Origin of the sequence: Caballeronia pedi (assembly GCF_001544915.2) — a bacterium.
Classification (GTDB): Bacteria; Pseudomonadota; Gammaproteobacteria; order Burkholderiales; family Burkholderiaceae; genus Caballeronia; species Caballeronia pedi.
In genome coordinates this window covers 204579-227421 of record NZ_FCOE02000001.1, presented here as the reverse complement: position 1 = coordinate 227421, position 22843 = coordinate 204579, and the positions used below count along the sequence as shown (strand labels likewise).

At 63.7% G+C, this 22843-nt stretch carries 24 protein-coding genes and 1 other RNA gene; 14 read left to right on the top strand and 11 right to left on the bottom strand.

Annotation, left to right across the window (positions count from 1 at the left end):
• Window positions 1-6: 6 nt before the first annotated feature.
• Window positions 7-489 carry an NUDIX hydrolase gene (locus AWB80_RS01115; RefSeq protein ID WP_061172794.1) on the bottom strand — a complete coding sequence of 161 codons (483 nt, stop codon included), beginning with the start codon at window positions 487-489 and terminating at the stop codon, window positions 7-9.
• 222 nt (window positions 490-711) lie between these two features.
• On the opposite strand from AWB80_RS01115, the gene AWB80_RS01110 reads away from it, so the two are divergent.
• Genes AWB80_RS01110 through AWB80_RS01100 form a run of 3 tightly spaced genes read left to right on the top strand, consistent with a single transcriptional unit; the run spans window position 712 to window position 3639 of the window.
• On the top strand, window positions 712-1857 hold the full coding sequence (locus AWB80_RS01110) for a Re/Si-specific NAD(P)(+) transhydrogenase subunit alpha (RefSeq protein ID WP_061172793.1): 1146 nt from the start codon (window positions 712-714) through the stop codon (window positions 1855-1857).
• Window positions 1858-1876: 19 nt separating this feature from the next.
• Window positions 1877-2197, top strand: a complete 321-nt coding sequence (locus tag AWB80_RS01105; RefSeq protein ID WP_061164611.1) for an NAD(P) transhydrogenase subunit alpha part 2 — start codon at window positions 1877-1879, stop codon at window positions 2195-2197.
• Window positions 2197-3639: an NAD(P)(+) transhydrogenase (Re/Si-specific) subunit beta gene (locus AWB80_RS01100; RefSeq protein ID WP_061172792.1), complete on the top strand. Its 1443-nt coding sequence runs from the start codon at window positions 2197-2199 to the stop codon at window positions 3637-3639. The genes AWB80_RS01105 and AWB80_RS01100 overlap by 1 nt, the downstream gene beginning before the upstream one ends.
• Window positions 3640-3697: 58 nt before the next feature.
• On the opposite strand, the gene AWB80_RS01095 is transcribed toward AWB80_RS01100, so the two are convergent.
• On the bottom strand, window positions 3698-4300 hold the full coding sequence (locus AWB80_RS01095) for a hypothetical protein (RefSeq protein WP_061172791.1): 603 nt from the start codon (window positions 4298-4300) through the stop codon (window positions 3698-3700).
• Window positions 4301-4560: 260 nt separating this feature from the next.
• Here AWB80_RS01095 and AWB80_RS01090 point away from each other — a divergent pair, with 260 nt between their 5' ends.
• The 9 genes from AWB80_RS01090 (at window position 4561) to ruvB (ending at window position 14072) form a co-directional block, all read left to right on the top strand.
• Entirely contained in the window at window positions 4561-5865 is a 1305-nt protein-coding gene (locus AWB80_RS01090; protein ID WP_061172790.1) for a THUMP domain-containing class I SAM-dependent RNA methyltransferase, read from the top strand.
• 81 nt (window positions 5866-5946) lie between these two features.
• Window positions 5947-7344, top strand: coding sequence for an aminopeptidase P N-terminal domain-containing protein (locus AWB80_RS01085; RefSeq protein WP_061172789.1), 1398 nt, complete (start codon window positions 5947-5949; stop codon window positions 7342-7344).
• 2 nt (window positions 7345-7346) lie between these two features.
• The gene (locus AWB80_RS01080; protein ID WP_061172788.1) at window positions 7347-8543 is read left to right on the top strand and encodes a UbiH/UbiF/VisC/COQ6 family ubiquinone biosynthesis hydroxylase; all 1197 of its coding nucleotides are present in this window, start codon (window positions 7347-7349) and stop codon (window positions 8541-8543) included.
• 213 nt (window positions 8544-8756) lie between these two features.
• Complete coding sequence (dusB, locus tag AWB80_RS01075; protein WP_061172787.1) at window positions 8757-9851, top strand: tRNA dihydrouridine synthase DusB; 1095 nt, start codon at window positions 8757-8759, stop codon at window positions 9849-9851.
• Complete coding sequence (locus tag AWB80_RS01070; protein ID WP_040052966.1) at window positions 9848-10081, top strand: Fis family transcriptional regulator; 234 nt, start codon at window positions 9848-9850, stop codon at window positions 10079-10081. The genes dusB and AWB80_RS01070 overlap by 4 nt, the downstream gene beginning before the upstream one ends.
• 64 nt (window positions 10082-10145) lie before the next feature.
• On the top strand, window positions 10146-11711 hold the full coding sequence (gene purH, locus AWB80_RS01065; protein WP_061173076.1) for a bifunctional phosphoribosylaminoimidazolecarboxamide formyltransferase/IMP cyclohydrolase: 1566 nt from the start codon (window positions 10146-10148) through the stop codon (window positions 11709-11711).
• 89 nt (window positions 11712-11800) lie between these two features.
• Window positions 11801-12343: a crossover junction endodeoxyribonuclease RuvC gene (gene ruvC, locus AWB80_RS01060; RefSeq protein ID WP_061172786.1), complete on the top strand. Its 543-nt coding sequence runs from the start codon at window positions 11801-11803 to the stop codon at window positions 12341-12343.
• Window positions 12344-12372: 29 nt separating this feature from the next.
• Window positions 12373-12954 (top strand): Holliday junction branch migration protein RuvA, encoded by a 582-nt coding sequence (ruvA, locus tag AWB80_RS01055; protein WP_061172785.1) that lies wholly within the window; start codon window positions 12373-12375, stop codon window positions 12952-12954.
• Between the two features lie 56 nt (window positions 12955-13010).
• Window positions 13011-14072, top strand: a complete 1062-nt coding sequence (ruvB, locus tag AWB80_RS01050) for a Holliday junction branch migration DNA helicase RuvB (RefSeq protein ID WP_061172784.1) — start codon at window positions 13011-13013, stop codon at window positions 14070-14072.
• Here the strand turns inward: ruvB and AWB80_RS01045 are convergent.
• Genes AWB80_RS01045 through tyrS form a run of 3 tightly spaced genes read right to left on the bottom strand, consistent with a single transcriptional unit; the run spans window position 14069 to window position 16441 of the window.
• Window positions 14069-14719: a histidine phosphatase family protein gene (locus AWB80_RS01045; RefSeq protein WP_061172783.1), complete on the bottom strand. Its 651-nt coding sequence runs from the start codon at window positions 14717-14719 to the stop codon at window positions 14069-14071. The genes ruvB and AWB80_RS01045 overlap by 4 nt on opposite strands.
• Window positions 14716-15174: a D-aminoacyl-tRNA deacylase gene (dtd, locus tag AWB80_RS01040; RefSeq protein WP_061172782.1), complete on the bottom strand. Its 459-nt coding sequence runs from the start codon at window positions 15172-15174 to the stop codon at window positions 14716-14718. The genes AWB80_RS01045 and dtd overlap by 4 nt, the downstream gene beginning before the upstream one ends.
• Window positions 15175-15178: 4 nt before the next feature.
• Window positions 15179-16441 carry a tyrosine--tRNA ligase gene (gene tyrS / locus AWB80_RS01035; protein ID WP_061172781.1) on the bottom strand — a complete coding sequence of 421 codons (1263 nt, stop codon included), beginning with the start codon at window positions 16439-16441 and terminating at the stop codon, window positions 15179-15181.
• Window positions 16442-16794: 353 nt separating this feature from the next.
• Between tyrS and AWB80_RS01030 the strand changes: the two genes are divergently transcribed.
• Window positions 16795-17925: an anhydro-N-acetylmuramic acid kinase gene (locus AWB80_RS01030; protein ID WP_087130914.1), complete on the top strand. Its 1131-nt coding sequence runs from the start codon at window positions 16795-16797 to the stop codon at window positions 17923-17925.
• 69 nt (window positions 17926-17994) lie between these two features.
• Here AWB80_RS01030 and erpA read toward each other — a convergent pair whose 3' ends face one another.
• The 3 genes from erpA to rplM form a co-directional block, all read right to left on the bottom strand.
• Window positions 17995-18360, bottom strand: coding sequence for an iron-sulfur cluster insertion protein ErpA (erpA, locus tag AWB80_RS01025; protein WP_061172780.1), 366 nt, complete (start codon window positions 18358-18360; stop codon window positions 17995-17997).
• Between the two features lie 213 nt (window positions 18361-18573).
• Entirely contained in the window at window positions 18574-18966 is a 393-nt protein-coding gene (rpsI, locus tag AWB80_RS01020; protein ID WP_035497678.1) for a 30S ribosomal protein S9, read from the bottom strand.
• An 11-nt stretch (window positions 18967-18977) separates the two neighbouring features.
• Window positions 18978-19406, bottom strand: coding sequence for a 50S ribosomal protein L13 (gene rplM, locus AWB80_RS01015; RefSeq protein WP_061172779.1), 429 nt, complete (start codon window positions 19404-19406; stop codon window positions 18978-18980).
• Between the two features lie 574 nt (window positions 19407-19980).
• On the opposite strand from rplM, the gene AWB80_RS01010 reads away from it, so the two are divergent.
• Window positions 19981-20403, top strand: a complete 423-nt coding sequence (locus AWB80_RS01010) for an OsmC family protein (RefSeq protein ID WP_014190403.1) — start codon at window positions 19981-19983, stop codon at window positions 20401-20403.
• Window positions 20404-20469: 66 nt separating this feature from the next.
• Here AWB80_RS01010 and rnpB read toward each other — a convergent pair.
• From rnpB to pyrC, 3 genes are all read right to left on the bottom strand, one after another.
• Window positions 20470-20884: RNase P RNA component class A (gene rnpB, locus AWB80_RS01005), an RNA gene on the bottom strand.
• Window positions 20885-20902: 18 nt separating this feature from the next.
• The gene (locus tag AWB80_RS01000; RefSeq protein WP_061172778.1) at window positions 20903-21709 is read right to left on the bottom strand and encodes a DUF3025 domain-containing protein; all 807 of its coding nucleotides are present in this window, start codon (window positions 21707-21709) and stop codon (window positions 20903-20905) included.
• 11 nt (window positions 21710-21720) lie between these two features.
• Window positions 21721-22791, bottom strand: coding sequence for a dihydroorotase (pyrC, locus tag AWB80_RS00995; protein WP_061172777.1), 1071 nt, complete (start codon window positions 22789-22791; stop codon window positions 21721-21723).
• Window positions 22792-22843: the final 52 nt, after the last annotated feature.

The following is a 22843-nucleotide window of genomic DNA, read 5'->3' as shown; positions in this document are numbered from 1 at the left end:
GGGATATCACGCCCGCACCACCGGCGCGACCGAATGCGTATGAATGAAATCGAGCGGCACGCGCCGCCCGGACAGGTAATCTTCGACACACTTCATCACGAGCGGCGTGCGATGCCGCTGCGCCGACGCGCGCAGTTCGTCGGCCGTGAGCCACATCGCGCGCACGATACCTTCGTCGAGCGAACGACCGCTCTCTTCGCCCGACGACTTGCCGCAGAACGTGAAGCGCAGATACGTGACATCCCGTCCCGGCCCCGTGAAGTGCGTCATGTACGCGCCGACGAGCGCCTCCGGCTCGAAGCGATGCGCCGTTTCTTCGAGCGTCTCGCGAATCACCGCTTCGACGAGCGTTTCGCCCGCTTCGAGGTGACCGGCCGGTTGGTTGATTCGCAGCCCTGCCGACGTGTGCTCTTCGATGACGAGAAAGCGCCCGTCGCGCTCGACGACGGCAGCCACCGTAACGTGGGGGGCCCAAGTATCTGATTTCATGGTCAGATATTTTACCGTCCCGGCGGCGTTCCCGCCCGGCCGTCCTAAGGGTAAGCGCTGAGCGCCGAAAGCGGAACGAGTGCCGGATCGCATTCTTGCGCACGCAATCTTCGGTTACAGTTGCGATAGCCGTAAGTTCCAGCATTTGAAATAAAAACTCAGCCTTAAGCCTTCCTAAGCCCTTGCCCGGTGACGAAGGCAACAAAGACAGGAGAATTGAAGATGCATATTGGAGTGCCTGCAGAAACGCGGGCGAACGAGGCGCGCGTCGCCGCCACGCCCGAAACGGTCAAAAAGCTCGTCACGCAAGGACATCGCGTTTCTGTCCAGAGCGGTGCGGGCTTGCCGGCAAGCTATATCGACGATGCCTTCGCGCAAGCGGGCGCGGATCTCGTCGATGCCGCCACGGCCTTTTCCGCCGAGATCGTCCTCAAGGTGCAGTCGCCGAGCGAAAGCGAACTGGCGATGCTCAAGCCGGGCGCCGTGCTCATCGGCATGCTCGATCCATTCAATACGGAGAACACCGCGCGGCTCGCATCGTCGGGTGTCACCGCGTTCGCGCTCGAAGCCGCGCCGCGCACGACGCGCGCGCAAAGTCTCGACGTGCTCTCGTCGCAGGCGAACATCGCCGGGTACAAGGCGGTGCTGATGGCCTGCCAGTATTACCAGCGCTTCATGCCGATGCTGATGACCGCCGCCGGCACCGTGAAGGCGGCGCGCGTGCTCGTGCTCGGCGCGGGTGTAGCGGGCCTGCAGGCGATTGCGACGGCCAAGCGTCTCGGCGCGGTCGTCGAAGCGTCCGACGTGCGCCCCGCCGTGAAGGAGCAGATCGAATCGCTCGGCGGCAAGTTCGTCGACGTGCCTTTCGAAACCGACGAGGAACGCGAGGCGGCGGTCGGCGTCGGCGGCTATGCGCGCCCGATGCCGCCAAGCTGGCTCGCGCGGCAAGCGGCGCAGGTGCACGAGCGTGCGAAGGCGGCGGACATCGTCATCTCGACTGCGCTGATTCCCGGCCGCCCCGCGCCGACGCTGATTTCCGTCGAAACGGTCAAGCACATGAAGCCGGGCTCCGTGATCATCGATCTCGCCGCCGGACGCGGTCCCGAGTTCGAGGGACGCAAAGGCGGCAACTGCCCGCTCACCGAAGTCGATCAGGTGGTGATGAAGCACGGCGTGCATATCGTCGGCCATACGAATCTCGCTTCGATGGTCGGCGCCGATGCCTCCGCGCTCTACGCCCGCAATCTTCTGGACTTCCTCAAGCTCATTCTGACCAAGGAAGGCACGCTCAACATCGACCTCGCGGACGACATCGTCGCGGCCACGCTCCAGTGCCGCGATGGACAAGTCACGCGTCCGGCCGCTTAACGCCGATACGGAGACGCACATGGATGTCATCAATCACACGGTGATCAACCTCATCATCTTCGTGCTGGCCATTTATGTCGGCTATCACGTGGTGTGGAACGTCACGCCCGCGCTGCATACGCCGCTGATGGCCGTGACCAACGCGATCTCGGCGATCGTCATCGTCGGCGCGATGCTCGCGGTCGGCCTGACGGTCGGCGTGGCGGGCAAGTTTTTCGGCACGCTCGCCGTGCTGCTCGCCGCGGTGAACGTGTTCGGCGGCTTTCTCGTCACAAGGCGAATGCTGGAGATGTTCAAGAAGAAAGAGCCGAAGAAGATCGCCAGCAAGGAGGGCGTGTAATGAGCCTTAATGTCGTCACACTCCTCTACCTCGTCGCCTCGGTGTGTTTCATCCAGGCGCTCAAGGGCTTGTCCAATCCGAAGACCGCGCGCATCGGCAACACGTTCGGCATGACGGGCATGGCGATCGCCATTCTCACCACGCTCGCGCTGATCGTGAAGCAGGCCGCGTATCTCGAAGCCAATCTGGCGCTCGGGCTGTCGCTGCTGTTCGTCGCGCTGATCGTCGGCGGCGGCGCAGGCGCGTATATCGCGGCGAAGGTCGAGATGACCAAGATGCCCGAGCTCGTCGCGGCCATGCACTCGCTGATCGGTCTCGCGGCCGTGTGTATCGCGTATGGCGTGGTTGCGGAGCCGGCTGCATTCGGACTCGCGCCGCCCGGCGATCCGATTCCGTATGGCAATCGCGTCGAGTTGTTCATCGGCACGTTCGTCGGCGCGATCACGTTCTCGGGTTCGGTCATCGCGTTCGGCAAGCTGTCGGGCAAGTACAAGTTCCGGCTGTTTCAGGGCGCGCCGGTCACGTACTCGGGCCAGCATCTGATCAACTTGTTGCTCGCCATCGCGATGATCGGCTTCGGCGTGATCTTCATGCTCACCGAATCGTGGCTGCCGTTCATCATCATGACGCTGATCGCGTTCGCGCTGGGCGTGCTGATCATCATTCCGATCGGCGGCGCGGACATGCCGGTGGTCGTGTCGATGCTGAACTCGTACTCGGGCTGGGCGGCGGCGGGCATCGGCTTCTCGCTGAACAATCCGATGCTGATCATCGCGGGTTCGCTGGTCGGTTCGTCGGGTGCGATTCTGTCGTACATCATGTGCAAGGCGATGAACCGGTCGTTCTTCAACGTGATTCTCGGCGGCTTCGGCGGCGAGGCGGGCGGCGCGGCCGTGGGCGGTGCGACGGAGCAGCGTCCGGTCAAATCCGGTTCCGCCGATGACGCCGCGTTCATGCTCGGCAATGCGGAAAGCGTGGTGATCGTGCCGGGCTATGGTCTCGCTGTGGCGCGCGCGCAGCACGCGTTGAAGGAGCTGACGGACAAGCTGGTCGAGAAGGGCATCGACGTGCGGTACGCGATTCACCCGGTCGCGGGACGGATGCCGGGGCACATGAACGTGCTCCTGGCCGAAGCCGAAGTGCCGTACGAGATGGTGCAGGAGATGGACGAGATCAACAGCGAGTTCGGCCAGACGGATGTCGTGCTGGTGCTCGGGGCGAACGACGTGGTGAATCCGGCTGCGAAGACCGACCCGAAATCGCCGATCGCGGGCATGCCGATTCTCGAGGCGTACAAGGCGCGGACGATCATCGTGAACAAGCGGTCGATGGCGGCGGGATACGCCGGCCTCGACAACGAACTGTTCTATATGGACAAGACGATGATGGTGTTCGGCGATGCGAAGAAGGTAGTGGAGGAGATGATGAAGGCGGTGGAGTAACGATATTGCGGTACATTCCGTGCGGCGATTCACCGCGCCGCACGGACGAACGAAGGAACTATTCAGCGTTACGGTCTTGCCCAAGTTTGGCGAGCGCGAGTGCGAGTAAGTCTCGCTGATAGGCATAACGGCGTATAACCGAATTCACGAGCAGCGAGCCAAAGGCAAGCCCTCCCAGAAGTGCAACCCCGTATTGAATTGTCAAGGTGATCCAGTTGCTCGGCCCCGAGGGCACTTCCTTATATACGGACCAGCCCATTGCGACAAGGGAAAGCAACGCAACCTTCTCCGGACTTCCGACGATTGCACCCAGGAAGAGCTTTCTGCGTTCGGTGATCGCCATCAGATACTGATCGGCTTGCTCCAAGGCGGACCGCTTGTACCGAGCAAGCCTGCCCGCGTATTCGGAGTCGCGCTCGAGTTCGCAAAGCAGGCGGCGAAAGGCGTACTTTCTGAAGAAAAGCGAATTCAGAATCGACGGGATAGTCTGTACAACGATCGCCAGCAGCGCAAGCACTTGCGATAACAACCCGACTGACAGAGCGATCAGACGAGGCCAGCCCGTTAGCGGTTGCCCAAAAGTGACACGAACCGCAAACCCGATCAAACATGCAAAAGCAAATCCACTGGCGACAAGCAAGTATGTAGACGAGCGCTGCATACGGGTTTCGAAGGAAGATCGTAATTTTGGCGGAGTGTGCGGCCTCATTTCATTTAGTGCGGTCAGGACGATTGTTACGTGCTCAAACATAGTTTCCCTTCTTCATTCTTGTGATTGGCGCCGGCAAGTCCGAAGCCTTCGCGCACCCTACCAGTGCCAATCCGTCTCTTGAACAGCGTGGCAAGCCTCTAGGCGAGCTTCCACCGATAGCCAACCTGCCCCGCGTACAATACCGCCTTTGAACGCCAGAAACGCCTCTCATGTCCTCCCCTCTCTTCGACTGGTTCGTCCCCTGCCCGCGCGGTCTTGAAGCACCTCTTGCCGCCGAGCTCGCGGAGATCGGCGAACGGCATGTCGCCGGCGCGCTGCTGTCGGGCGGCGGATCGCTGGTCGTCGGCGCGCAAGTGCCCGGCGGCGTGCATTTCCGTGGCGGCTGGGTCGCGGGCATGGCGGCGAACCTGCATTCGCGCATCGCGAGCCGCGTGCTGCTCAAGGTCGCGCACGGCCCGTATCGCAACGAACACGATATCTACGAACTCACGCATCGGCAGCGTTGGGAACAATGGTTCACGCCGAGCCAGACCATGCGCGTCGACCTCACCGCGATCAAATCGCCGCTCAAAAGCCTTGAATTCACGACGCTGCGCGTGAAGGACGCCGTCTGCGACCGCCTGCGCGATGTCGCGGGCGCGCGTCCGAGCATCGACACCGCGCAGCCCGATGTCCGCGTGTTCGCGTTCCTCACGCTCAACGAGTGCACGCTCTATCTCGACACTTCCGGCGAGCCGCTCTTCAAGCGCGGCTGGCGTCTCGACAAAGGCGCCGCGCCGCTGCGCGAGAATCTCGCGGCGGGCATTCTGCGCCTCACCGGCTGGACACCTGGCACGCCGCTCTTCGATCCGATGTGCGGCAGCGGCACCTTCCTCGCCGAAGCCGCGCAAACGGCGCTCAATATCGCGCCGGGCAACGAACGGCGCTTCGGCTTCGAGAAGCTCAAGCCGTTTCACCCCGGCATGTGGCAAAAGCTCAAGACGGCCGCGCTCGAGCAACGCCGCGCCGCGCGCGCCTCGCAGGCCGAACTGAACATCTTCGGCAGCGATATCTCCGGCGACATGCTCGACAAGGCGCGCGCGAACCTGAGCCGCGCGGGCATCACGGACCTGTCGCTCAAGCAGGTCGACGCGCGCAACATGGTGCCGCCGACCGATGCGCCCGGCATCCTGCTCGCGAATCCGCCGTACGGCGAGCGTATCGAAGTGCGCGGGCGCGGTCCGCGCGGCGAAATCCGCGATACGGCGCGCAGCCGCCGCGAAGACGACGACGCATTCGCCCGCGCGCAACCGGATCCCGCCGACACCGAGTTCTTCATCTCCTTCGGCAATGCGCTCAAGCAGCGCTTTCCCGGCTGGCGCGCCTACGTGCTGACGTCCGACCGCAAGCTGCCGGGCCTGCTGCGACTGCGCGAATCGACGAAAACGCCGCTCTTCAACGGCGCGCTCGAATGCCGCCTGTTCCGCTTCGATCTGATCGCGGGCAGCGTGCGCAATCGTCCGGCCGACGAGTAAGCTTGCGGTGCGCGAGCGCATCGCGCCACTAGGCCGAATGGCCGAGTGCCGTCATCGCGAAGCCGGCGCTACAATCGGCGCATGAACTCACCGACCGAACTCGCCAGTCCCATCGCCGTCGATATCTACCGCGCGCGTCGCGAGCGCGTGCTCGCCGCGCTGCGTGCGCAGGGCGGCGGCGTCGCCATCGTGCCGACCGCGCCGGAAGTCATGCGCAATCGCGACACGGACTACCCCTTCCGTCACGACAGCTATTTCTACTATTTGACAGGCTTCGACGAACCCGATGCGACGCTCGTGCTCGACGCGAGCGCGCAGGACGGCGAACCCGCGTCGATACTCTTCTGCCGCGAGAAGAACGTCGAGCGCGAGACGTGGGAAGGCTTTCGCTTCGGCCCGGAGGCCGCACGCGACGCCTTCGGTCTCGACGCAGCGTTCCCCATCGACGCACTCGACGCAGAAATGCCGCGCCTGATCGCCGGCAAGCCCGCGCTGCATTACGCGCTCGGCACATCGGCGGAACTGGACGCGCAGGTGCGCGACTGGCTCGCCGCCGTGCGCGCGCAGAGTCGTAGCGGCGTGCGCGCGCCCGCGAAGGCAGAGCATCTGCTGCCGATCCTCGACGAAATGCGCCTCGTCAAAGACGCCCACGAGATCGCGATCATGCGCCGCGCCGCATCGATTTCCGCCGAAGCGCACCGCCGCGCGATGCGCGCGTGCCGTCCCGGCATGCGCGAATACGAGATCGAAGCGGAGTTGCTCTACACGTTCCGCCGCCACGGCGCGCAGGCGCCGGCGTACGGATCGATCGTCGCGGCGGGCGCGAACGCGTGCGTACTGCACTATCCGGCGGGCAACGCGATCGCGCGCGACGGCGACCTGATCCTCATCGACGCCGCGTGCGAACTCGACGGCTACGCCTCCGACATCACGCGCACCTTCCCGGCGAGCGGCCGCTTCACGCCCGCGCAACGCGAGCTCTACGACATCGTGCTGGCCGCGCAGGCCGCGGCCGTCGACGCGACGCGCGCCGGTGTCAGCTTCGACGCCCCGCATCAGGCCGCGCTCAACGTGCTGTCGCAAGGCCTGCTCGACACTGGAATCCTCGACAAGACGAAGTTCGGCAGCGTCGACGATGTCCTCGCGCAACGTGCCTACGCGCGCTTCTACATGCATCGCACGGGACACTGGATCGGCATGGACGTGCACGACGCGGGCGAATACCGCGAGGCGGACGGCCCGCTCGACGAGCAAGGCGCGCGTCCGTGGCGCACGCTCGTGGCCGGCATGGCGCTCACGATCGAGCCGGGGCTCTACGTGCGCCCAGCCGAGGATGTGCCCGAACGGTACTGGAACATCGGCATTCGCATCGAGGACGACGCCATCGTCACGGAAGACGGCTGCGAGCTGCTCACGCGTGAAGTGCCCGTCGCCGCCGACGAGATCGAAGCGCTGATGCGCGAATCAAACACACACTGACCATGAGCGACGTTCAAGGCATCGAACCGCATTTCGACTACGACATCGCCATCGTCGGCGCGGGCCCGGTCGGGCTCGCGCTGGCCGGATGGCTCGCACGCCGCAGCGCGACTTCGCGGCTTTCGATCGCGCTGATCGATGCGCGCACGCCCGAAGCCGCCGTGAACGATCCGCGCGCGCTCGCGCTGTCGCACGGCAGCCGGGTGATGCTCCAGCCGCTCGGCTTTCCCGCCGACACCACGCCGATCCGCCACATTCACGTATCGCAGCGCGGGCATTTCGGGCGCACCTTGATCGAGCACGACGAACACGAATTGCCCGAACTGGGCTACGTGGTGCGCTACGGCTCGCTCGTCGGCGCATTGGCCCACGCGGTGCGCGCAACCCCGGTCGACTGGCTCACCGACACGTCCGCCTTCGCGCCGCTGCAGGATCACGACAGCGTCACGCTGCCGCTGCAATCGGCCAGCGGCGAGCGCACCATCCGCGTGAAGGCGCTGGTGAACGCCGAAGGCGGTCTCTATCAGAAAGGCGATGTCGCCGCGCCCGGCGAGCGCCGCGCGAGGGATTACGGGCAGACGGCGATCGTCGGCACGGTGAGCGTGTCCGATCCGCGCGCGAATACCGCGTGGGAGCGCTTCACGAGCGAGGGGCCGATCGCGCTCCTGCCGTGCGGCGGCCAGCGCCACGCGGATTATTCACTCGTCTGGTGCTGCTCGCCCGATGAAGCCGCGCGCCGCATGCAGCTCGACGACGACACTTTTCTCGCCGAACTCGTCGCGGCGTTCGGCACGCGCATGGGCCGCTTCACGCGCATCGCGTCGCGCGCCGCCTTTCCGCTCGGGCTGACCGCGCTCGACGTGCTGGTCGACCGGCGCACCGTCGCGATCGGCAATGCGGCGCAGACATTGCATCCGGTTGCGGGCCAGGGACTCAACCTCGGCCTGCGCGACGCGCTCGCGCTCACCGACGCGCTGTCCGCCGATGGCCCGCGCCCGCTCGCGCTCGCGCGTTTCGCGCAGCGTCGCGCGCTCGACCGGCGTCTGACCATCACCGCCACCGACACGCTCGCGCGCCTCTTCACGATCGACTTTCCGCCGCTGGCCGCGATGCGCGGCCTGGCCCTCACCGCGCTCGAATTCCTGCCGCCGGTAAAAACCGCCCTCGCCCGCCAGATGATGTTCGGGCAGCGGCGCTGAATCGACCTGAAAGAAGGCAATCGCCAGCAGCAAGTCGATGAACTTATCCTCTACGAACGCCCTCGCTTTCATAGAAGATTTAAAGACTTGCATGCGATTGCTCTTAAATTCAGCACGCGCTTCGCGTTAAAATAGTGGTTTCCCCTTCAGAAACGTTGCATCCGCCTGACGCGGCTTCGGCCGACTTCCGACAGCGCGGGTCCTTTAGCCTTCATGCCCACCATCGGTTCACACGTTCTGCGCAATAACCTGTTCGTCGCTCCGATGGCAGGCGTCACCGACCGCCCGTTCCGGCAACTCTGCAAGCGCATGGGCGCGGGCTACGCGGTGTCGGAGATGGTCGCGTCGAACGCGCAGTTGTGGAAAAGCGAGAAGACCATGCGCCGCGCCAATCACGCGGGCGAGGTCGAGCCGATCTCCGTGCAGATCGCCGGCGCCGATCCGCAGATGCTCGCCGAAGCCGCGCGCCATAACGTGGCGAACGGCGCGCAGATCATCGACATCAACATGGGCTGTCCGGCCAAGAAGGTGTGCAACGTCGCGGCGGGCTCGGCGCTGCTGCAGAACGAGCCACTCGTCGCGCGCATCGTCGAAGCCGTGGTGCAGGCGGTCGGCGTGGGTCCGGACGCGGTGCCCGTCACGCTCAAGATTCGCACGGGGTGGAATCGCGAGAACAAAAACGCGCTGACCATTGCGCGCATCGCGCAGGACGCGGGCATTTCGATGCTCACCGTCCACGGCCGCACGCGCGCCGATATCTACAAGGGCGACGCGGAGTACGACACCATCGCGGCCGTGAAGGCGTCGGTGAAGATTCCGGTCGTCGCGAACGGCGACATCACGACGCCCGAAAAAGCGCGCGACGTGCTCGCCGCAACCGGCGCCGACGCCATCATGATCGGCCGCGCGGCGCAAGGACGTCCGTGGCTGTTCCGTGAGATCGAACATTTTCTGAAGACGGGCGAGCGCCTGCCGCCGCCGCGCATCGACGAGATCCAGCAGGTGATGAACGAGCACCTCGAAGATCACTACGCCTTTTACGGGGAATTCACGGGCGTTCGAACTGCGCGCAAGCACATCGGCTGGTACACTCGCGGCCTTTCCGGCGCCAACACCTTTCGGCACCGGATGAATACGCTGGACACGACCAAAGAACAATTGCTCGCCGTCAACGAATTCTTCGACGCACAAAAGGCGTTGTCCGACCGTCTCGTCTATGTGGACGAGTCCGGCGACGCCGAAGACGCGGACGGGGAAGAATCGTGCGGCGCGCTCAACAACACGACAGACCGACTGATTGCCGCATGAGCAGACATAACATCGAACAATGCGTCCGCCAGAGCCTCGACAACTACTTTCAGGATCTGGACGGCTCCAACCCGCACGACGTGTACGACATGGTGATTTCGTGTGTGGAAAAACCTCTGCTCGAAGTGGTGCTCGAGCAGGCGGGCGGAAACCAGTCGCTCGCGGCCGAATATCTCGGCATCAACCGCAACACGTTACGCAAGAAGCTTCAGCAGCATGGATTGATTTGATTCATCGCACCGGGGCACGCGCCTCGGTCCGGCCTGGGTTCCCTTTTCGGTTTCAGTGTTCATCATGATCAAGCAAGCGCTCCTTTCCGTTTCCGACAAATCCGGCATCGTCGATTTCGCCAAATCGCTGTCGGAACTCGGCGTCAAGCTCCTCTCGACCGGCGGCACCGCGAAACTGCTCGCCGACGCGGGCCTGCCCGTGACCGAGGTCGCCGACTACACCGGCTTTCCGGAAATGCTCGACGGGCGCGTGAAGACGCTGCATCCGAAGGTTCACGGCGGCATACTCGCGCGTCGCGATTTGCCCGAGCACATGGCCGCGCTGGAAAAGCACGACATTCCGACCATCGATTTGCTGGTCGTGAATCTGTATCCGTTCGTCGAGACGGTGTCGAAGGAAAAGTGCTCGCTGGAAGACGCGATCGAGAACATCGATATCGGCGGGCCGACCATGCTGCGCTCGGCGGCGAAGAATCATCGCGATGTGACGGTCGTCGTCGATCCGGCTGACTACGCCGCCGTGCTCGACGAGATGCGCGCGAACAAGAACGCTGTCGGCTACAAGACGAACTTCCGTCTCGCGACCAAGGTGTTCGCGCACACCGCGCAATACGACGGCGCGATCACGAACTATCTGACGAGCCTCACCGAAGAGCTGCAGCATTCGAGCCGCAACACGTATCCGGCGACCTTCAACATGGCGTTCGAGAAGGTGCAGGACCTGCGCTACGGCGAGAATCCGCATCAGAACGCGGCGTTCTACCGCGACCTGTCCGTGCCCGCCGGCGCGCTCGCAAACTATGAACAGTTGCAGGGCAAGGAACTGTCGTACAACAACATCGCCGATTCGGACGCCGCGTGGGAATGCGTGAAGACGTTCGACGCGCCCGCCTGCGTCATCATCAAGCACGCGAATCCGTGCGGCGTGGCAGTGGGCGCGGATGCGGCCGAAGCTTACGCGAAGGCGTTCCAGACGGATCCCACTTCCGCGTTCGGCGGCATCATCGCGTTCAATCGTGAAGTCGATGAAACCGCCGCGCAAGCTGTCGCGAAGCAGTTCGTCGAAGTGCTGATCGCGCCGTCGTTCAGCGAAGCCGCGCGTGCGGTGTTCACGGCGAAGCAGAATGTGCGTCTGCTGCAAATCGCGCTCGGCGACGGTCACAACGCGTTCGATCTGAAGCGTGTCGGCGGCGGGCTGCTGGTGCAATCGCTCGATGCGAAGAACGTGCAGCCTCACGAACTGCGCGTCGTGACGAAGCGCCATCCGACGCCGAAGGAAATGGACGATCTGATGTTCGCGTGGCGCGTGGCGAAGTACGTGAAGTCGAACGCGATCGTGTTCTGCGGCGGCGGCATGACGCTCGGCGTCGGCGCGGGCCAGATGAGCCGCGTGGATTCGGCGCGCATCGCGGGCATCAAGGCGCAGAACGCCGGTCTGACGCTGAACGGCTCGGCGGTGGCGTCGGATGCGTTCTTCCCGTTCCGTGACGGCCTCGATGTCGTCGTGAACGCGGGCGCGACCTGCGTGATCCAGCCGGGCGGCTCGATGCGCGACGACGAAGTGATCGCCGCCGCCGACGAGCACAATGTCGCGATGATCCTGACCGGCACGCGTCATTTCCGCCATTAATCACTGCGGGTTCCTTTAAGATTGGCCTGTTTGCGCCGAACGCGGTGCAAACAGGCCTTTTTGATTTGCACCAGGCGCATCGCGAACGAATGAGAATCCTAGGCATCGACCCCGGTCTGCGCGTCACGGGCTTCGGCATCATCGACAAGACGGGGCACACGCTCAATTACGTGACGAGCGGCGTCATCAAGACGGCCGATGCGGATCTGCCTTCGCGTCTCAACACGATCTTCAGCGGTATCTCGACGCTCGTCGCGCAGCACAATCCGGATCAGGCCGCGATCGAAAAGGTCTTCGTCAACGTCAATCCGCAATCGACGTTGCTGCTCGGCCAGGCGCGCGGCGCGGCCATTTGCGGACTCGTCGCGAGCGGCGTGCCGGTGGCCGAGTACACGGCGTTGCAATTGAAGCAGGCTGTCGTCGGCTACGGACGCGCGACGAAGGAGCAGATGCAGCAGATGGTCGTGCGGCTGCTGAGTCTCTCCGGCGTGCCCAGCACCGACGCCGCGGACGCGCTCGGCATGGCCATCTGTCACGCGCACGGCGGCACGGGGCTCGCAACGCTCGGCGGCATCGCGCCGGGGCTTGCGAAGAAAGGCCTGCGCGTGCGGCGCGGGCGGCTCATCGGCTAATAACACTTCTCTTCTCTTGGCTCGAACACATGATCGGTCGCATCGCCGGCGTTCTGCTGGAAAAAAATCCGCCACACCTGCTCGTGGACTGCAACGGCGTCGGCTACGAAATCGACGTGCCGATGAGCACGTTCTACAACCTGCCGAATGCCGGCGAAAAGGTCGTGTTGCTCACGCAACTGATCGTGCGCGAGGACGCGCATCTGCTGTATGGCTTTCTCACCGCGCAGGAGCGCTCGACGTTCCGCGAGCTCCTGAAGATCAGCGGCATCGGCGCGCGCATGGCGCTGGCGGTGCTCTCGGGCATGAGCGTGCATGAACTCTCGCAAACCGTGACGACGCAGGACGCCGCGCGCCTTACGCGCGTGCCCGGCATCGGCAAAAAGACGGCCGAGCGTCTGCTGCTCGAACTGAAGGGCAAGCTCGGCGCGGATCTCGGTGCGATTGCGGGCACGGTCTCGCAGTCCGATCATGCGTCCGACATCCTCAATGCGCTGCTCGCGCTCGGATACTCCGAGAAGGAAGCGCTCACGGCGATCAAGAACGTGCCGGCGGGAACGGGTGTGTCCGAGGGCATCAAGATGGCGTTGAAGGCGCTTTCGAAGGGGTAATGGCCTAGCCCATTCGGCCAGCTTCTCCCCGCGAAACCTCGCTGTACAATCGACCCATGATCGAAACCGACAAACTCGCCGCCGAACGCGTCATCACGGCCAAGCCCGTCTCGCCGAACGAGGAAGCGTTCGAGCGCGCGCTGCGTCCGCACAAGCTCGATGAATACATCGGCCAGGAGAAGGCGCGCGGCCAACTCGAAATCTTCATCGAAGCGGCGAAGCGTCGTTCCGAGGCGCTCGATCACGTGCTGCTGTTCGGACCGCCGGGTCTCGGCAAGACGACGCTCGCGCACATCATCGCGCGGGAAATGGGCGTGAATCTGCGGCAGACCTCAGGGCCGGTGCTGGAGCGCGCAGGCGATCTCGCCGCGCTGCTCACCAATCTCGAAGCGAACGACGTGCTGTTCATCGACGAAATTCACCGCCTTTCGCCGGTCGTCGAGGAAATCCTGTATCCGGCGCTCGAGGACTATCAGATCGACATCATGATCGGTGAAGGGCCGGCCGCGCGCAGCGTGAAGCTGGATCTTCAGCCGTTCACGCTAGTAGGCGCGACCACGCGCGCGGGCATGCTGACGAATCCGCTGCGCGATCGCTTCGGCATCGTGTCGCGGCTGGAGTTTTATAACGCGAGTGAACTGGCGCGCATCGTGGCGCGTTCGGCGTCGCTGCTGAAGGCCGAGATCGTGCCCGAAGGCGCGCTGGAAATCGCAAAGCGCTCGCGCGGCACGCCGCGGATCGCGAACCGGCTGCTGCGTCGCGTGCGCGATTACGCCGAAGTGAAAGCGGACGGCATGATTTCCGCCGATGTCGCCGACCGCGCGCTGAAGATGCTCGACGTCGATCCCGTCGGCTTCGATCTGATGGACCGCAAGCTACTCGAAGCGATCCTGCACAAGTTCGATGGCGGTCCGGTCGGCGTGGACAATCTCGCTGCGGCCATCGGCGAGGAGCGCGACACGATCGAAGACGTGCTGGAGCCGTATCTGATCCAGCAAGGCTTCCTGCAGCGCACGCCGCGCGGGCGCGTCGCGACGATGCTCACGTACCGGCACTTCGGCATCGCGGCGCCCGATGCGGGCCCTATCCGCGATCTCTGGGATACGAGTAACGGCTAGGCGCGCTTGCGCAGATTGTCGTCGTCGGTATCCGTGGACAGATGCGTGACATCGCCCCACGACGCGACCGTCGCGCCGCCATCCGCATAGTCCACCACGTTCACGCTGCAATTGAGCAGCGGCCAGTTGCGCGGCTCGTGCAGCGGCAGCTTCATCCCGAACCGATAGATGCAATCGAGCACGCCGCCATGCGCGACCACGGCGATACGTCCGCCCGGATGCGCGGCCACGATCGGCTCCATCGCGTGCAGTACACGGTGATAGAACACGCGCTGCGATTCGCCGTCGCCGGGCGGTGCGAAACCGGGATCGCGCGTCTGCCATTCGACATATTCGGCGGGAAACTTGTCGTTGATCTCGTCGCTGTCGTGGCCCTGAAACGCGCCGTAGAACCGCTCGCGCAATCTTTCCGATAAACGCAATTCGAGCCCGAGCGCATCCGCGAAAGGACGCGCCGTCTGCTGCGCGCGTTGCAGATCGCTGGAATACACGGCATCGATCCGGCCTTCACGCGCGAGGCGCTGCCCGAGTTGTTCCGCTTGCAGGGAACCATGCTCGGACAACGGAATGTCGATATGCCCCTGAATGCGCTTGATGCGATTCCAGTCGGTTTCGCCGTGCCGGATGAAAAGAACCTGAGTCGTCATGGACGTACCTGAAGCCAGAAAGTGACCGGTCCGTCGTTCACGAGAGAGACCTGCATCTCCGCGCCGAACTCGCCCGTCTCTACGATGGGATGCTTCGCGCGCGCCTGCCCGACGAAGTAGTCGAAGAGCCGCTTGCCTTCGTCCGGCGGCGCGGCGGGCGTGAAGCTCGGACGCAGACCGCTCGATGTATCGGCGGCGAGCGTGAATTGCGAAACCAGCAGAACGCCGCCCGCGCGACCCGCGCCATCAAGGTTCGACACGGACAGGTTCATCTTGCCGGCGGCGTCGCTGAACACGCGGTAGGCGAGCATCTTCGCGAGGAGCCGGTCGGCGGCGGCTTCGTTGTCGCCGCGCTCGGCGCAGACCAGCGCGAGCAGGCCGGCTTCGATCGCGCCGGTCACGCGCTCGCCCACGCGCACATCGGCGCGCTTCACACGCTGAATGAGCGCGATCATCGGCTCAAGCGGTCAGCGTGACGCGCGCGAAGCGGCGCTTGCCCACCTGCACGATGAACTCGCCCGCCTCTATCTTCAGGCCCTTGTCGGAGACGGTCGCGCCGTCGATCTTCACGCCGCCCTGCTCGATGTTGCGCAGCGCCTCGCTCGTCGACGGCACGAGACCCGCCTGCTTGAGCAACTGGCCGATCGCGATCGGCGCGCCGGCGAGCGTCACCGCCGGAATGTCCTCCGGCACGCCGCCCTTCGCGCGATGGTTGAAGTCGTCGAGCGCGCGCTCGGCATCCGCCGACGAGTGGAAGCGCGCGACGATCTCCTGCGCGAGCATCACCTTGAAGTCGCGCGGATTGCGGCCGCCTTCGGCTTCCTTCCTGAAGCGTGCGATCTCGTCGATGCTGCGGAACGACAGCAATTCGAAGTAACGCCACATCAACACGTCCGAAATGCTCATCAGCTTGCCGAACATCTCGGTCGGCTTTTCGCTGATGCCGATGTAATTGTTCTTCGACTTCGACATCTTCTCGACGCCGTCGAGACCTTCGAGCAGCGGCATCGTCAAAATGCACTGCTGTTCCTGGCCGTATTGCTTCTGCAATTCGCGGCCGACGAGCAGGTTGAACTTCTGGTCCGTGCCGCCGAGTTCGAGGTCCGCATTCAGCGCGACGGAGTCGTAGCCCTGCATCAGCGGGTACAGGAATTCGTGGATGGAGATCGGCACGCCGCCCTGAAAGCGCTTCGTGAAGTCCTCGCGCTCCAGAATGCGCGCGACCGTGTAGCGCGACGCGAGCTTGATCATGCCGTCGGCGCCGAGTGGCATCGACCATTCGCTGTTGTAGCGAATCTCGGTCTTCTCGCGATCCAGCACGAGCGCGGCCTGCTCGAAATACGTCTTCGCGTTGTTTTCGATCTGCTCGCGCGTGAGCGGCGGACGCGTCGCGTTGCGGCCGGACGGGTCGCCGATCAGCGAGGTGAAATCGCCGATCAGAAAAATCACCTGATGGCCGAGGTCCTGCAACTGACGCATCTTGTTCAGCACGACCGTATGGCCGATGTGAATGTCAGGCGCGGTTGGATCGAGACCGAGCTTGATGCGCAGCGGCTTGCCGGTCGCGGCGCTCCTCGCGAGCTTTTGCGCGAATTCGTCTTCGATCAGCAGTTCGTCGCAGCCGCGCTTTGCGATGGCGAGCGCGTTCTTCACGTCGTCGGTGATCGGAAAGCTCTGCGGCGCGGGCGCGGGCGCGGAAGAAGCGTTGGAATCAGTGGTCATGCTTGCGGCTTGTGAAGTCAAAAGGGTTCGATGGCAGGCGTCGCGATCTCGCATGACGCCGTCGCAGAGGGCCGGCCTGGCCGGCAGGGACGGCGCGCGCGGAAAATAACGAAATCGCGCGCAATTGCTTGTTCAGGCTGAGGATTTTACGCGATGACGCCGCCGTTCGCGCCTTTTCGTGTCGTTTCGGGGCGTTTTGCGCGGCTTTCGGCACAGCGAAACGTGCCGTGCCATGCGGACGGCCTTAAGAGGCATCTTAACGATTCGGTCCATAACGCGGATAATCGCCGCTGGGCGTATCCCGGCAACGGCGCATCGAAGAGGAGAGCAGCGTGGGAAAGAAGACCGAAGCAATCGAAACCGGCAAGGCGGACGGCGTGTACTTCGGTTTGATGTCCGGCACCAGCATGGACGGCGTCGATGGCGTCGCGGTGCAATTCGCGACAGGCAAGCCGCCGGTCGTGCTCGGCGAGGCGCATGTGTCCTTCTCGAAAGGCTTGCGCGATGCGCTTTTCGAATTGCAGTCGCCCGGCGACAACGAGATCGAACGCGAGGCGCTGGCGGCCCACGCGCTCGCGACGCGCTACGCGGTCTGCTGTCACGAATTGCAGAGCATGAGCGGCTATTCGGCTAGCAAAGTACGCGCGATCGGCGTGCATGGGCAGACGGTGCGGCATCGGCCGGAAAAGGGTTTCACGCGGCAGATCAACAATCCCGCGCTGCTCGCGGAAATGACCAGCATCGACGTGATCGCGGATTTCCGCAGCCGCGATGTCGCCGCGGGCGGTCAGGGCGCGCCGCTCGTGCCCGCGTTCCACGCGACGATGTTCGGCGCGCCGAACGAGACGCGCGTCGTATGCAATCTAGGCGGCATCAGCAACATCACAATTCTGTCGGCGAGCGGCGAGGTGCGCGGTTTCGATTGCGGCCCGGCGAACGCGCTGATCGACGAATGGGCGTTGCGTCATCTGCAAAGACCCTACGACGATGGCGGGCAATTCGCGGCGCAAGGTTCAGCGCATCGGCCGCTGCTCGACGCCCTGCTCGACGAACCCTTCTTCGACCTGACGCCGCCGAAGAGCACCGGCCGCGACCTGTTCAATCCCGCGTGGATGGACGCGAAACTCGCCGCCTTCACGAACCTCGCTCCCGCCGATGTCCAGGCGACGCTCACCGCCCTCACCGCGACGACGGTCGCCCGCGAGATCGCGCGTCACGCATCGGACACGCGCGCCGTGTACGTGTGCGGCGGTGGCGCGCGCAATCCGGTACTGATGAAGATGCTGCAGCAGGCGCTGGAGGATGGCGGCGTCGCAGGCGTGCCGGTCATGACCACCGAGGCGCTCGGCGTGCCGCCGCAGCAAGTGGAAGCATTCGCCTTTGCGTGGCTCGCGATGCGCTGCGTCGCGCGCGAGCCGGGCAACCTGCCCGCGGTGACGGGTGCGTCGGGCGCGCGCGTGCTCGGCGCGATCTATCCGCGCTAGGAATAGGACGCGCACCAAACAAAAACGGAGCCTGAAGGCTCCGTTTCGATTACATCGACTGATTCGTGCTCAGACCGAGAACGACGAACCGCAACCGCAGGTCGTCGTGGCGTTCGGATTCTTGATGACGAACTGGGCGCCGTTGAGGTCGTCCTTATAGTCGATCTCCGCGCCGACGAGATACTGATAGCTCATCGAGTCGACGAGCAGTTGCACGCCTGCCTTGTCCAGCACGGTATCGTCTTCGTTCACTTCTTCGTCGAACGTGAAGCCGTACTGGAAACCCGAGCATCCGCCGCCTTGTACGAACACGCGCAGCTTCAGTTCCGGATTGCCTTCTTCGTCGATCAATTGCTTGACCTTCTCCGCAGCCGCGTCGGTGAAGACGAACGGCATCGGCATTTCGGTCGTGGGGGTGTCGCTGACAGCGCTCATTCGAACTCTCCAATTAAGCTTCTAACCGCTATTGTAGGGCTGATCTCAATATCGTGCCGAATGTCCATAAAATCAATGGGCTATATGCAGAATCGACATGACCGGGATGCGGGCGCACAAAAACGAAAAAGCCGCCGGCACCAGGGTGCGGGCGGCTCTTGCAGCAGCTTCGCCGGCGAACCGGGCAAACCCGGGGCGGCGAAACCGAAGCGCTTAACGCTTCGAGAATTGCTTCCTGCGGCGTGCCTTGTGGAAACCGACCTTCTTACGTTCCACTTCACGCGCGTCGCGGGTGACGAAGCCAGCGTTCGACAGTTGCGACTTCAGCGTTGCGTCGTAGTCCATCAGCGCGCGGGTGATGCCGTGGCGAACCGCGCCTGCCTGACCCGTTTCACCGCCGCCGTTCACGTTGACCTTGATGTCGAACGTGGTGCCGTGGTTCGTGAGTTCCAGCGGTTGACGCACGATCATCAGCGACGTTTCGCGCGAGAAATAGTCGGCGATGGGCTTGCCATTGACGATGATCTCGCCCTTGCCCGACTTGATGAAGACGCGAGCGACGGCGCTCTTGCGGCGGCCCGTACCGTAGTTCCAGTTACCGATCATGTGGGCTCCCCTTAGATCTCGAGCGCTTTAGGCTGTTGAGCCGTATGCGGATGCGTTGCTTCGGCGTAGACCTTCAGCTTCTTGATCATCGCGTAGCCGAGCGGACCCTTCGGAAGCATGCCCTTGACAGCCTTCTCGAGCGCGCGGCCCGGGAAACGCTCTTGCATCTTGCCGAACGTCGTTTCGTAGATGCCGCCCGGGTAGCCCGAGTGACGATAGTACTTCTTGTCCGTGGTCTTGTTGCCGGTGACCTTCAGCTTGGCAGCATTGACGATGATGATGAAATCACCAGTGTCGACGTGCGGAGTGAATTCAGGCTTGTGTTTGCCGCGAAGACGGCGTGCCACTTCGCTGGCGACACGGCCGAGAACCTTATCCGTCGCGTCAATCACGTACCATTCGCGCGTCACCTCTTCGGCTTTTGCGGAAAACGTCTTCATGATCGATCCAAAAAATTGATCTGCCCTTGCTCTTTGACTCGTTCGGCCCTGCTTATATGAGTGCGTTCAGGACGCGTGCAGGCTCTCACAAGCTTCTCTCCGCGGGCGTAGGGCGAAGAGAACTTTGAATTATAAAGGGATTTCAGGCGCGACGTCAAAGCTTTGCTTCACGCGGCGCAGGGACGAAAAAAAGCCCGAGCAACTGTGGCCCGGGCTTAATCCACCAAGGAGGAGGTGGAGGAGACAGGAACGAGTATAGGCACGGTCATGCTGCAAGGCAAGAAGATCTGTATGGTGAAAATGAATTTCATAATTCGAAATTTAGATATGATTGTCACGTGTATTTTTTTAACTGAAAAATCAACGCGTTATGTCTGCCAGACCTCTTGATTCCTGGTCAGCCAAGCATTTAGAGGACGGCCTCCAACCCAACACCTGCGCATCGCGACCGAATCCACGCGCCGATTTTCGCTTCGTCAACCGGTAGATGCTCGTAAGCCGCGACCGATCGAAACTTCGCGAGCCGCTACAATGAAGCCTCTGTAACGACGCGCTGAGCAGCTGGAGCCTGAGCATGGAATGCAAAGTTAGCTGGATGGGACAAGACGGCATGGCCTTCGCCGCCGAAACGGGAAGCGGCCATCTCGTCAATATGGATGGCGCGCCGGAAGGCGGCGGCCGCAATCTCGCGCCGCGCCCGATGGAAATGGTGCTGCTCGGCACCGGCGGCTGCACCGCTTACGACGTCGTGATGATCCTGAAGAAGAGCCGTCAGGAAATTCAGGGTTGCTCGGTCACGCTCAAGGCGGATCGCGCGAGCGAAGACCCGAAGGTCTTCACCAAGATCCACTTTCATTTCACCGTGACCGGCAAGAATCTGAATCCGGCGACGGTCGAGCGCGCGATCAACCTGTCGCACGACAAATACTGCTCGGCGTCGATCATGCTGGCGAAGTCGGCGGAGCTCACGCATTCGTTCGAGATCGTCGAAGCGTAAGACGAGCCGCAAGCGCAAACAAAAAGAGCCGACGTCGCGAGACGCCGGCTCTTTTCTTTTGAATGACGACAAAGCGGGCCGATAAGCCGGATTCTGTGCACGCGCTTAGCCGTTGCCGAACGCGCGTGGCAATCATTCCTCTAGACGCGCCATTGCTGACGCGCTCAAGCTTCCTACCCGCAGACGAACGGGGGCCCCGTCCTGCATCGCGAAGATGCGCGCCTGCCTATTTGGAATTGCTCCGGGTGGAGGTTACCGTGCCGGAGCGTCTCGCGACGTCCGCGGTGCGCTCTTACCGCACCGTTTCACCCTTACCTGATCTCCGGACTCGCGCCCGAAGCCATCGGCGGTTTGCTTTCTGTTGCCCTGTTCCGCGTGTTGCCACGGATGGCCGTTAGCCATCACCCTGCCCTGTGGAGTCCGGACTTTCCTCGCCCTCTTCGGCCGAAACCGTCGAGGACGCGATTGCCTAGCCTGCTTTGCGGCATCGATTCTAGCATCAACGGCTGCGGCGGCCCGGCCGGAACACGGTCGTATCGTCGTAGAAGTCGGAAGACGCGTTCGCGTCCCACCAGCCCGGCACGCCCAGCACCGGCAGCGGCGCGAACGTGCGGCTATCGAGCAGTTCGGTGTTCAGGCGTTGCGCCACGCGATCGTCGATCAGCGCGCGACGAGCGGCATCATCGAGTGAGAAATAATCAGCGGGGACGTCGACGATCCATGCGTGACCCGTGCACGCCCTGTACGGTGCGACGAGCTTTTCCAGCAACGCGTGTCCGAAGATGCGCGCCTCGCAACGCGCGCCCCATGCCGCGCGCTCGACGACGAACAGTGTGCGCCAGTCGAAGGCGCGCAACGCATCGGCGAGCGATGCATCCGCGCAGGCGAAAAGCACCGCGTTTTCATCGAAGAGCGTGAGGGCGTCGCGCACGCCGCCGCGCGTCGGGCCGATGCCGAGCGCATCGATCTGTTGCGCCTGCCGCGCGTTGAGCGCCGCCTTGATGCGCGGATACGCGAACCACATCGACCCGTTGAAGAAATCGTGGAGATTGTGGCGCGTCGGCACGCTGCCCGTCTGCGCGATGTGGCCTTCGTAGGACGCGCCCGCCGGCAGCTCTTCCTGCGCAATGAACGCGAGCCGCTCGCCACGCCCCGTGACGAGGGCGGCCTGCAGCGCGTCTTCGTTCAACGCCGCCAGATAGTCCGCGTAACCGTTGAGCGCGGCTGCCTGCCAGCGCCTGCCGCGCGTTTCGATCGGCGCGAGCCAGGGCCGCGCCCAGTCGATATCGGCGAAACCCGCGCTCACGTGCGACTGGCTTAATGCGCGTCCGCGAAGCGCCAGCCGATCGACTCGCCGCCGCGCAGCGGCACGATCGTCGAATCGCCGGCGGTGAATTCGGCGGGCAGCGTCCAGGATGCGCGTTCCAGCGTCACCCGTTCCCCGCTGCGCGGCAGACCGTAGAAGTCCGCGCCATGGAAGCTCGCGAAGCCTTCGAACTTGTCGAGCGCGCCGGCCTTGTCGAAGGTTTCAGCGTAGAGTTCGAGCGCGTGCAGCGCCGTGTAGCATCCCGCGCAGCCGCACGCATGCTCCTTCAGGCCCTTCGGATGCGGCGCGCTGTCCGTGCCGAGGAAATAGCGCGGATTGCCGGACGTCGCTGCTTCGACGAGCGCCACGCGATGCGTCTCGCGCTTGAGCACCGGCAGGCAGTAATAATGCGGCCGCATGCCGCCGACCAGCATGATGTTGCGGTTATAGAGCAGATGATGCGCGGTGATCGTTGCCCCGATTGGCCCTTGCGCTTCGCGCACGTAATCCGCCGCGTCCTTGGTCGTGATGTGCTCGAACACGACCTTCAGCGCCGGAAAATCGCGGCGCAGCGGCGTCATCACGCGGTCGATGAACACTTTTTCGCGATCGAACACGTCGATGTCGCCGTCCGTCACTTCTCCGTGCACCAGCAGCGGCATGCCGGTTTCCTGCATCGCTTCGAGCGTTTTCGCGCACTTGCCGAGGTCGGTCACGCCCGCGTCGGAATTGGTCGTGGCGCCCGCCGGGTACAGCTTCACGCCGTGCACGAAGCCGCTCGCTTTCGCGCGGCGGATTTCGTCGGGCGGCGTGTTGTCGGTGAGATAGAGCGTCATCAGCGGCTCGAAGCGCGCGGCCGCGCCGTCTTTCGGCAGCGCCGCCAGAATGCGTTCGCGGTACGCCGCGGCCAGCTCCGTCGTCGTCACGGGCGGCTTCAGGTTCGGCATGATGATCGCGCGGCCGAACTGGCGCGCGGTGTGGGGCAGGACGGCCGCGAGCGTCGCGCCGTCGCGCACGTGCAGATGCCAGTCGTCGGGGCGCGCGATCGTGAGCGAATTGGGCGAGGAAGAGGTAGCGGACATGGCGTGATGACGGGGAACGTTGGAATGGCGCAGGTCCACGCGAAGCCAGGGA

Bases quoted from the DNA above. Each gene is read 5' to 3' on its own strand.
- ruvC (WP_061172786.1), top strand. From the start codon at position 11,801: ATGAGAATCCTAGGCATCGACCCCGGTCTGCGCGTCACGGGCTTCGGC.
- AWB80_RS01085 (WP_061172789.1), top strand. From the start codon at position 5,947: ATGAACTCACCGACCGAACTCGCCAGTCCCATCGCCGTCGATATCTAC.
- pyrC (WP_061172777.1), bottom strand. From the start codon at position 22,791: ATGTCCGCTACCTCTTCCTCGCCCAATTCGCTCACGATCGCGCGCCCC.
- AWB80_RS01080 (WP_061172788.1), top strand. From the start codon at position 7,347: ATGAGCGACGTTCAAGGCATCGAACCGCATTTCGACTACGACATCGCC.
- purH (WP_061173076.1), top strand. From the start codon at position 10,146: ATGATCAAGCAAGCGCTCCTTTCCGTTTCCGACAAATCCGGCATCGTC.
- AWB80_RS01105 (WP_061164611.1), top strand. From the start codon at position 1,877: ATGGATGTCATCAATCACACGGTGATCAACCTCATCATCTTCGTGCTG.
- rplM (WP_061172779.1), bottom strand. From the start codon at position 19,406: ATGAAGACGTTTTCCGCAAAAGCCGAAGAGGTGACGCGCGAATGGTAC.
- AWB80_RS01090 (WP_061172790.1), top strand. From the start codon at position 4,561: ATGTCCTCCCCTCTCTTCGACTGGTTCGTCCCCTGCCCGCGCGGTCTT.
- AWB80_RS01010 (WP_014190403.1), top strand. From the start codon at position 19,981: ATGGAATGCAAAGTTAGCTGGATGGGACAAGACGGCATGGCCTTCGCC.
- AWB80_RS01070 (WP_040052966.1), top strand. From the start codon at position 9,848: ATGAGCAGACATAACATCGAACAATGCGTCCGCCAGAGCCTCGACAAC.
- AWB80_RS01095 (WP_061172791.1), bottom strand. From the start codon at position 4,300: ATGCAGCGCTCGTCTACATACTTGCTTGTCGCCAGTGGATTTGCTTTT.
- AWB80_RS01115 (WP_061172794.1), bottom strand. From the start codon at position 489: ATGAAATCAGATACTTGGGCCCCCCACGTTACGGTGGCTGCCGTCGTC.
- ruvA (WP_061172785.1), top strand. From the start codon at position 12,373: ATGATCGGTCGCATCGCCGGCGTTCTGCTGGAAAAAAATCCGCCACAC.
- rpsI (WP_035497678.1), bottom strand. From the start codon at position 18,966: ATGATCGGTAACTGGAACTACGGTACGGGCCGCCGCAAGAGCGCCGTC.
- AWB80_RS01045 (WP_061172783.1), bottom strand. From the start codon at position 14,719: ATGACGACTCAGGTTCTTTTCATCCGGCACGGCGAAACCGACTGGAAT.
- erpA (WP_061172780.1), bottom strand. From the start codon at position 18,360: ATGAGCGCTGTCAGCGACACCCCCACGACCGAAATGCCGATGCCGTTC.
- AWB80_RS01110 (WP_061172793.1), top strand. From the start codon at position 712: ATGCATATTGGAGTGCCTGCAGAAACGCGGGCGAACGAGGCGCGCGTC.
- tyrS (WP_061172781.1), bottom strand. From the start codon at position 16,441: ATGACCACTGATTCCAACGCTTCTTCCGCGCCCGCGCCCGCGCCGCAG.
- dusB (WP_061172787.1), top strand. From the start codon at position 8,757: ATGCCCACCATCGGTTCACACGTTCTGCGCAATAACCTGTTCGTCGCT.
- AWB80_RS01100 (WP_061172792.1), top strand. From the start codon at position 2,197: ATGAGCCTTAATGTCGTCACACTCCTCTACCTCGTCGCCTCGGTGTGT.
- ruvB (WP_061172784.1), top strand. From the start codon at position 13,011: ATGATCGAAACCGACAAACTCGCCGCCGAACGCGTCATCACGGCCAAG.
- dtd (WP_061172782.1), bottom strand. From the start codon at position 15,174: ATGATCGCGCTCATTCAGCGTGTGAAGCGCGCCGATGTGCGCGTGGGC.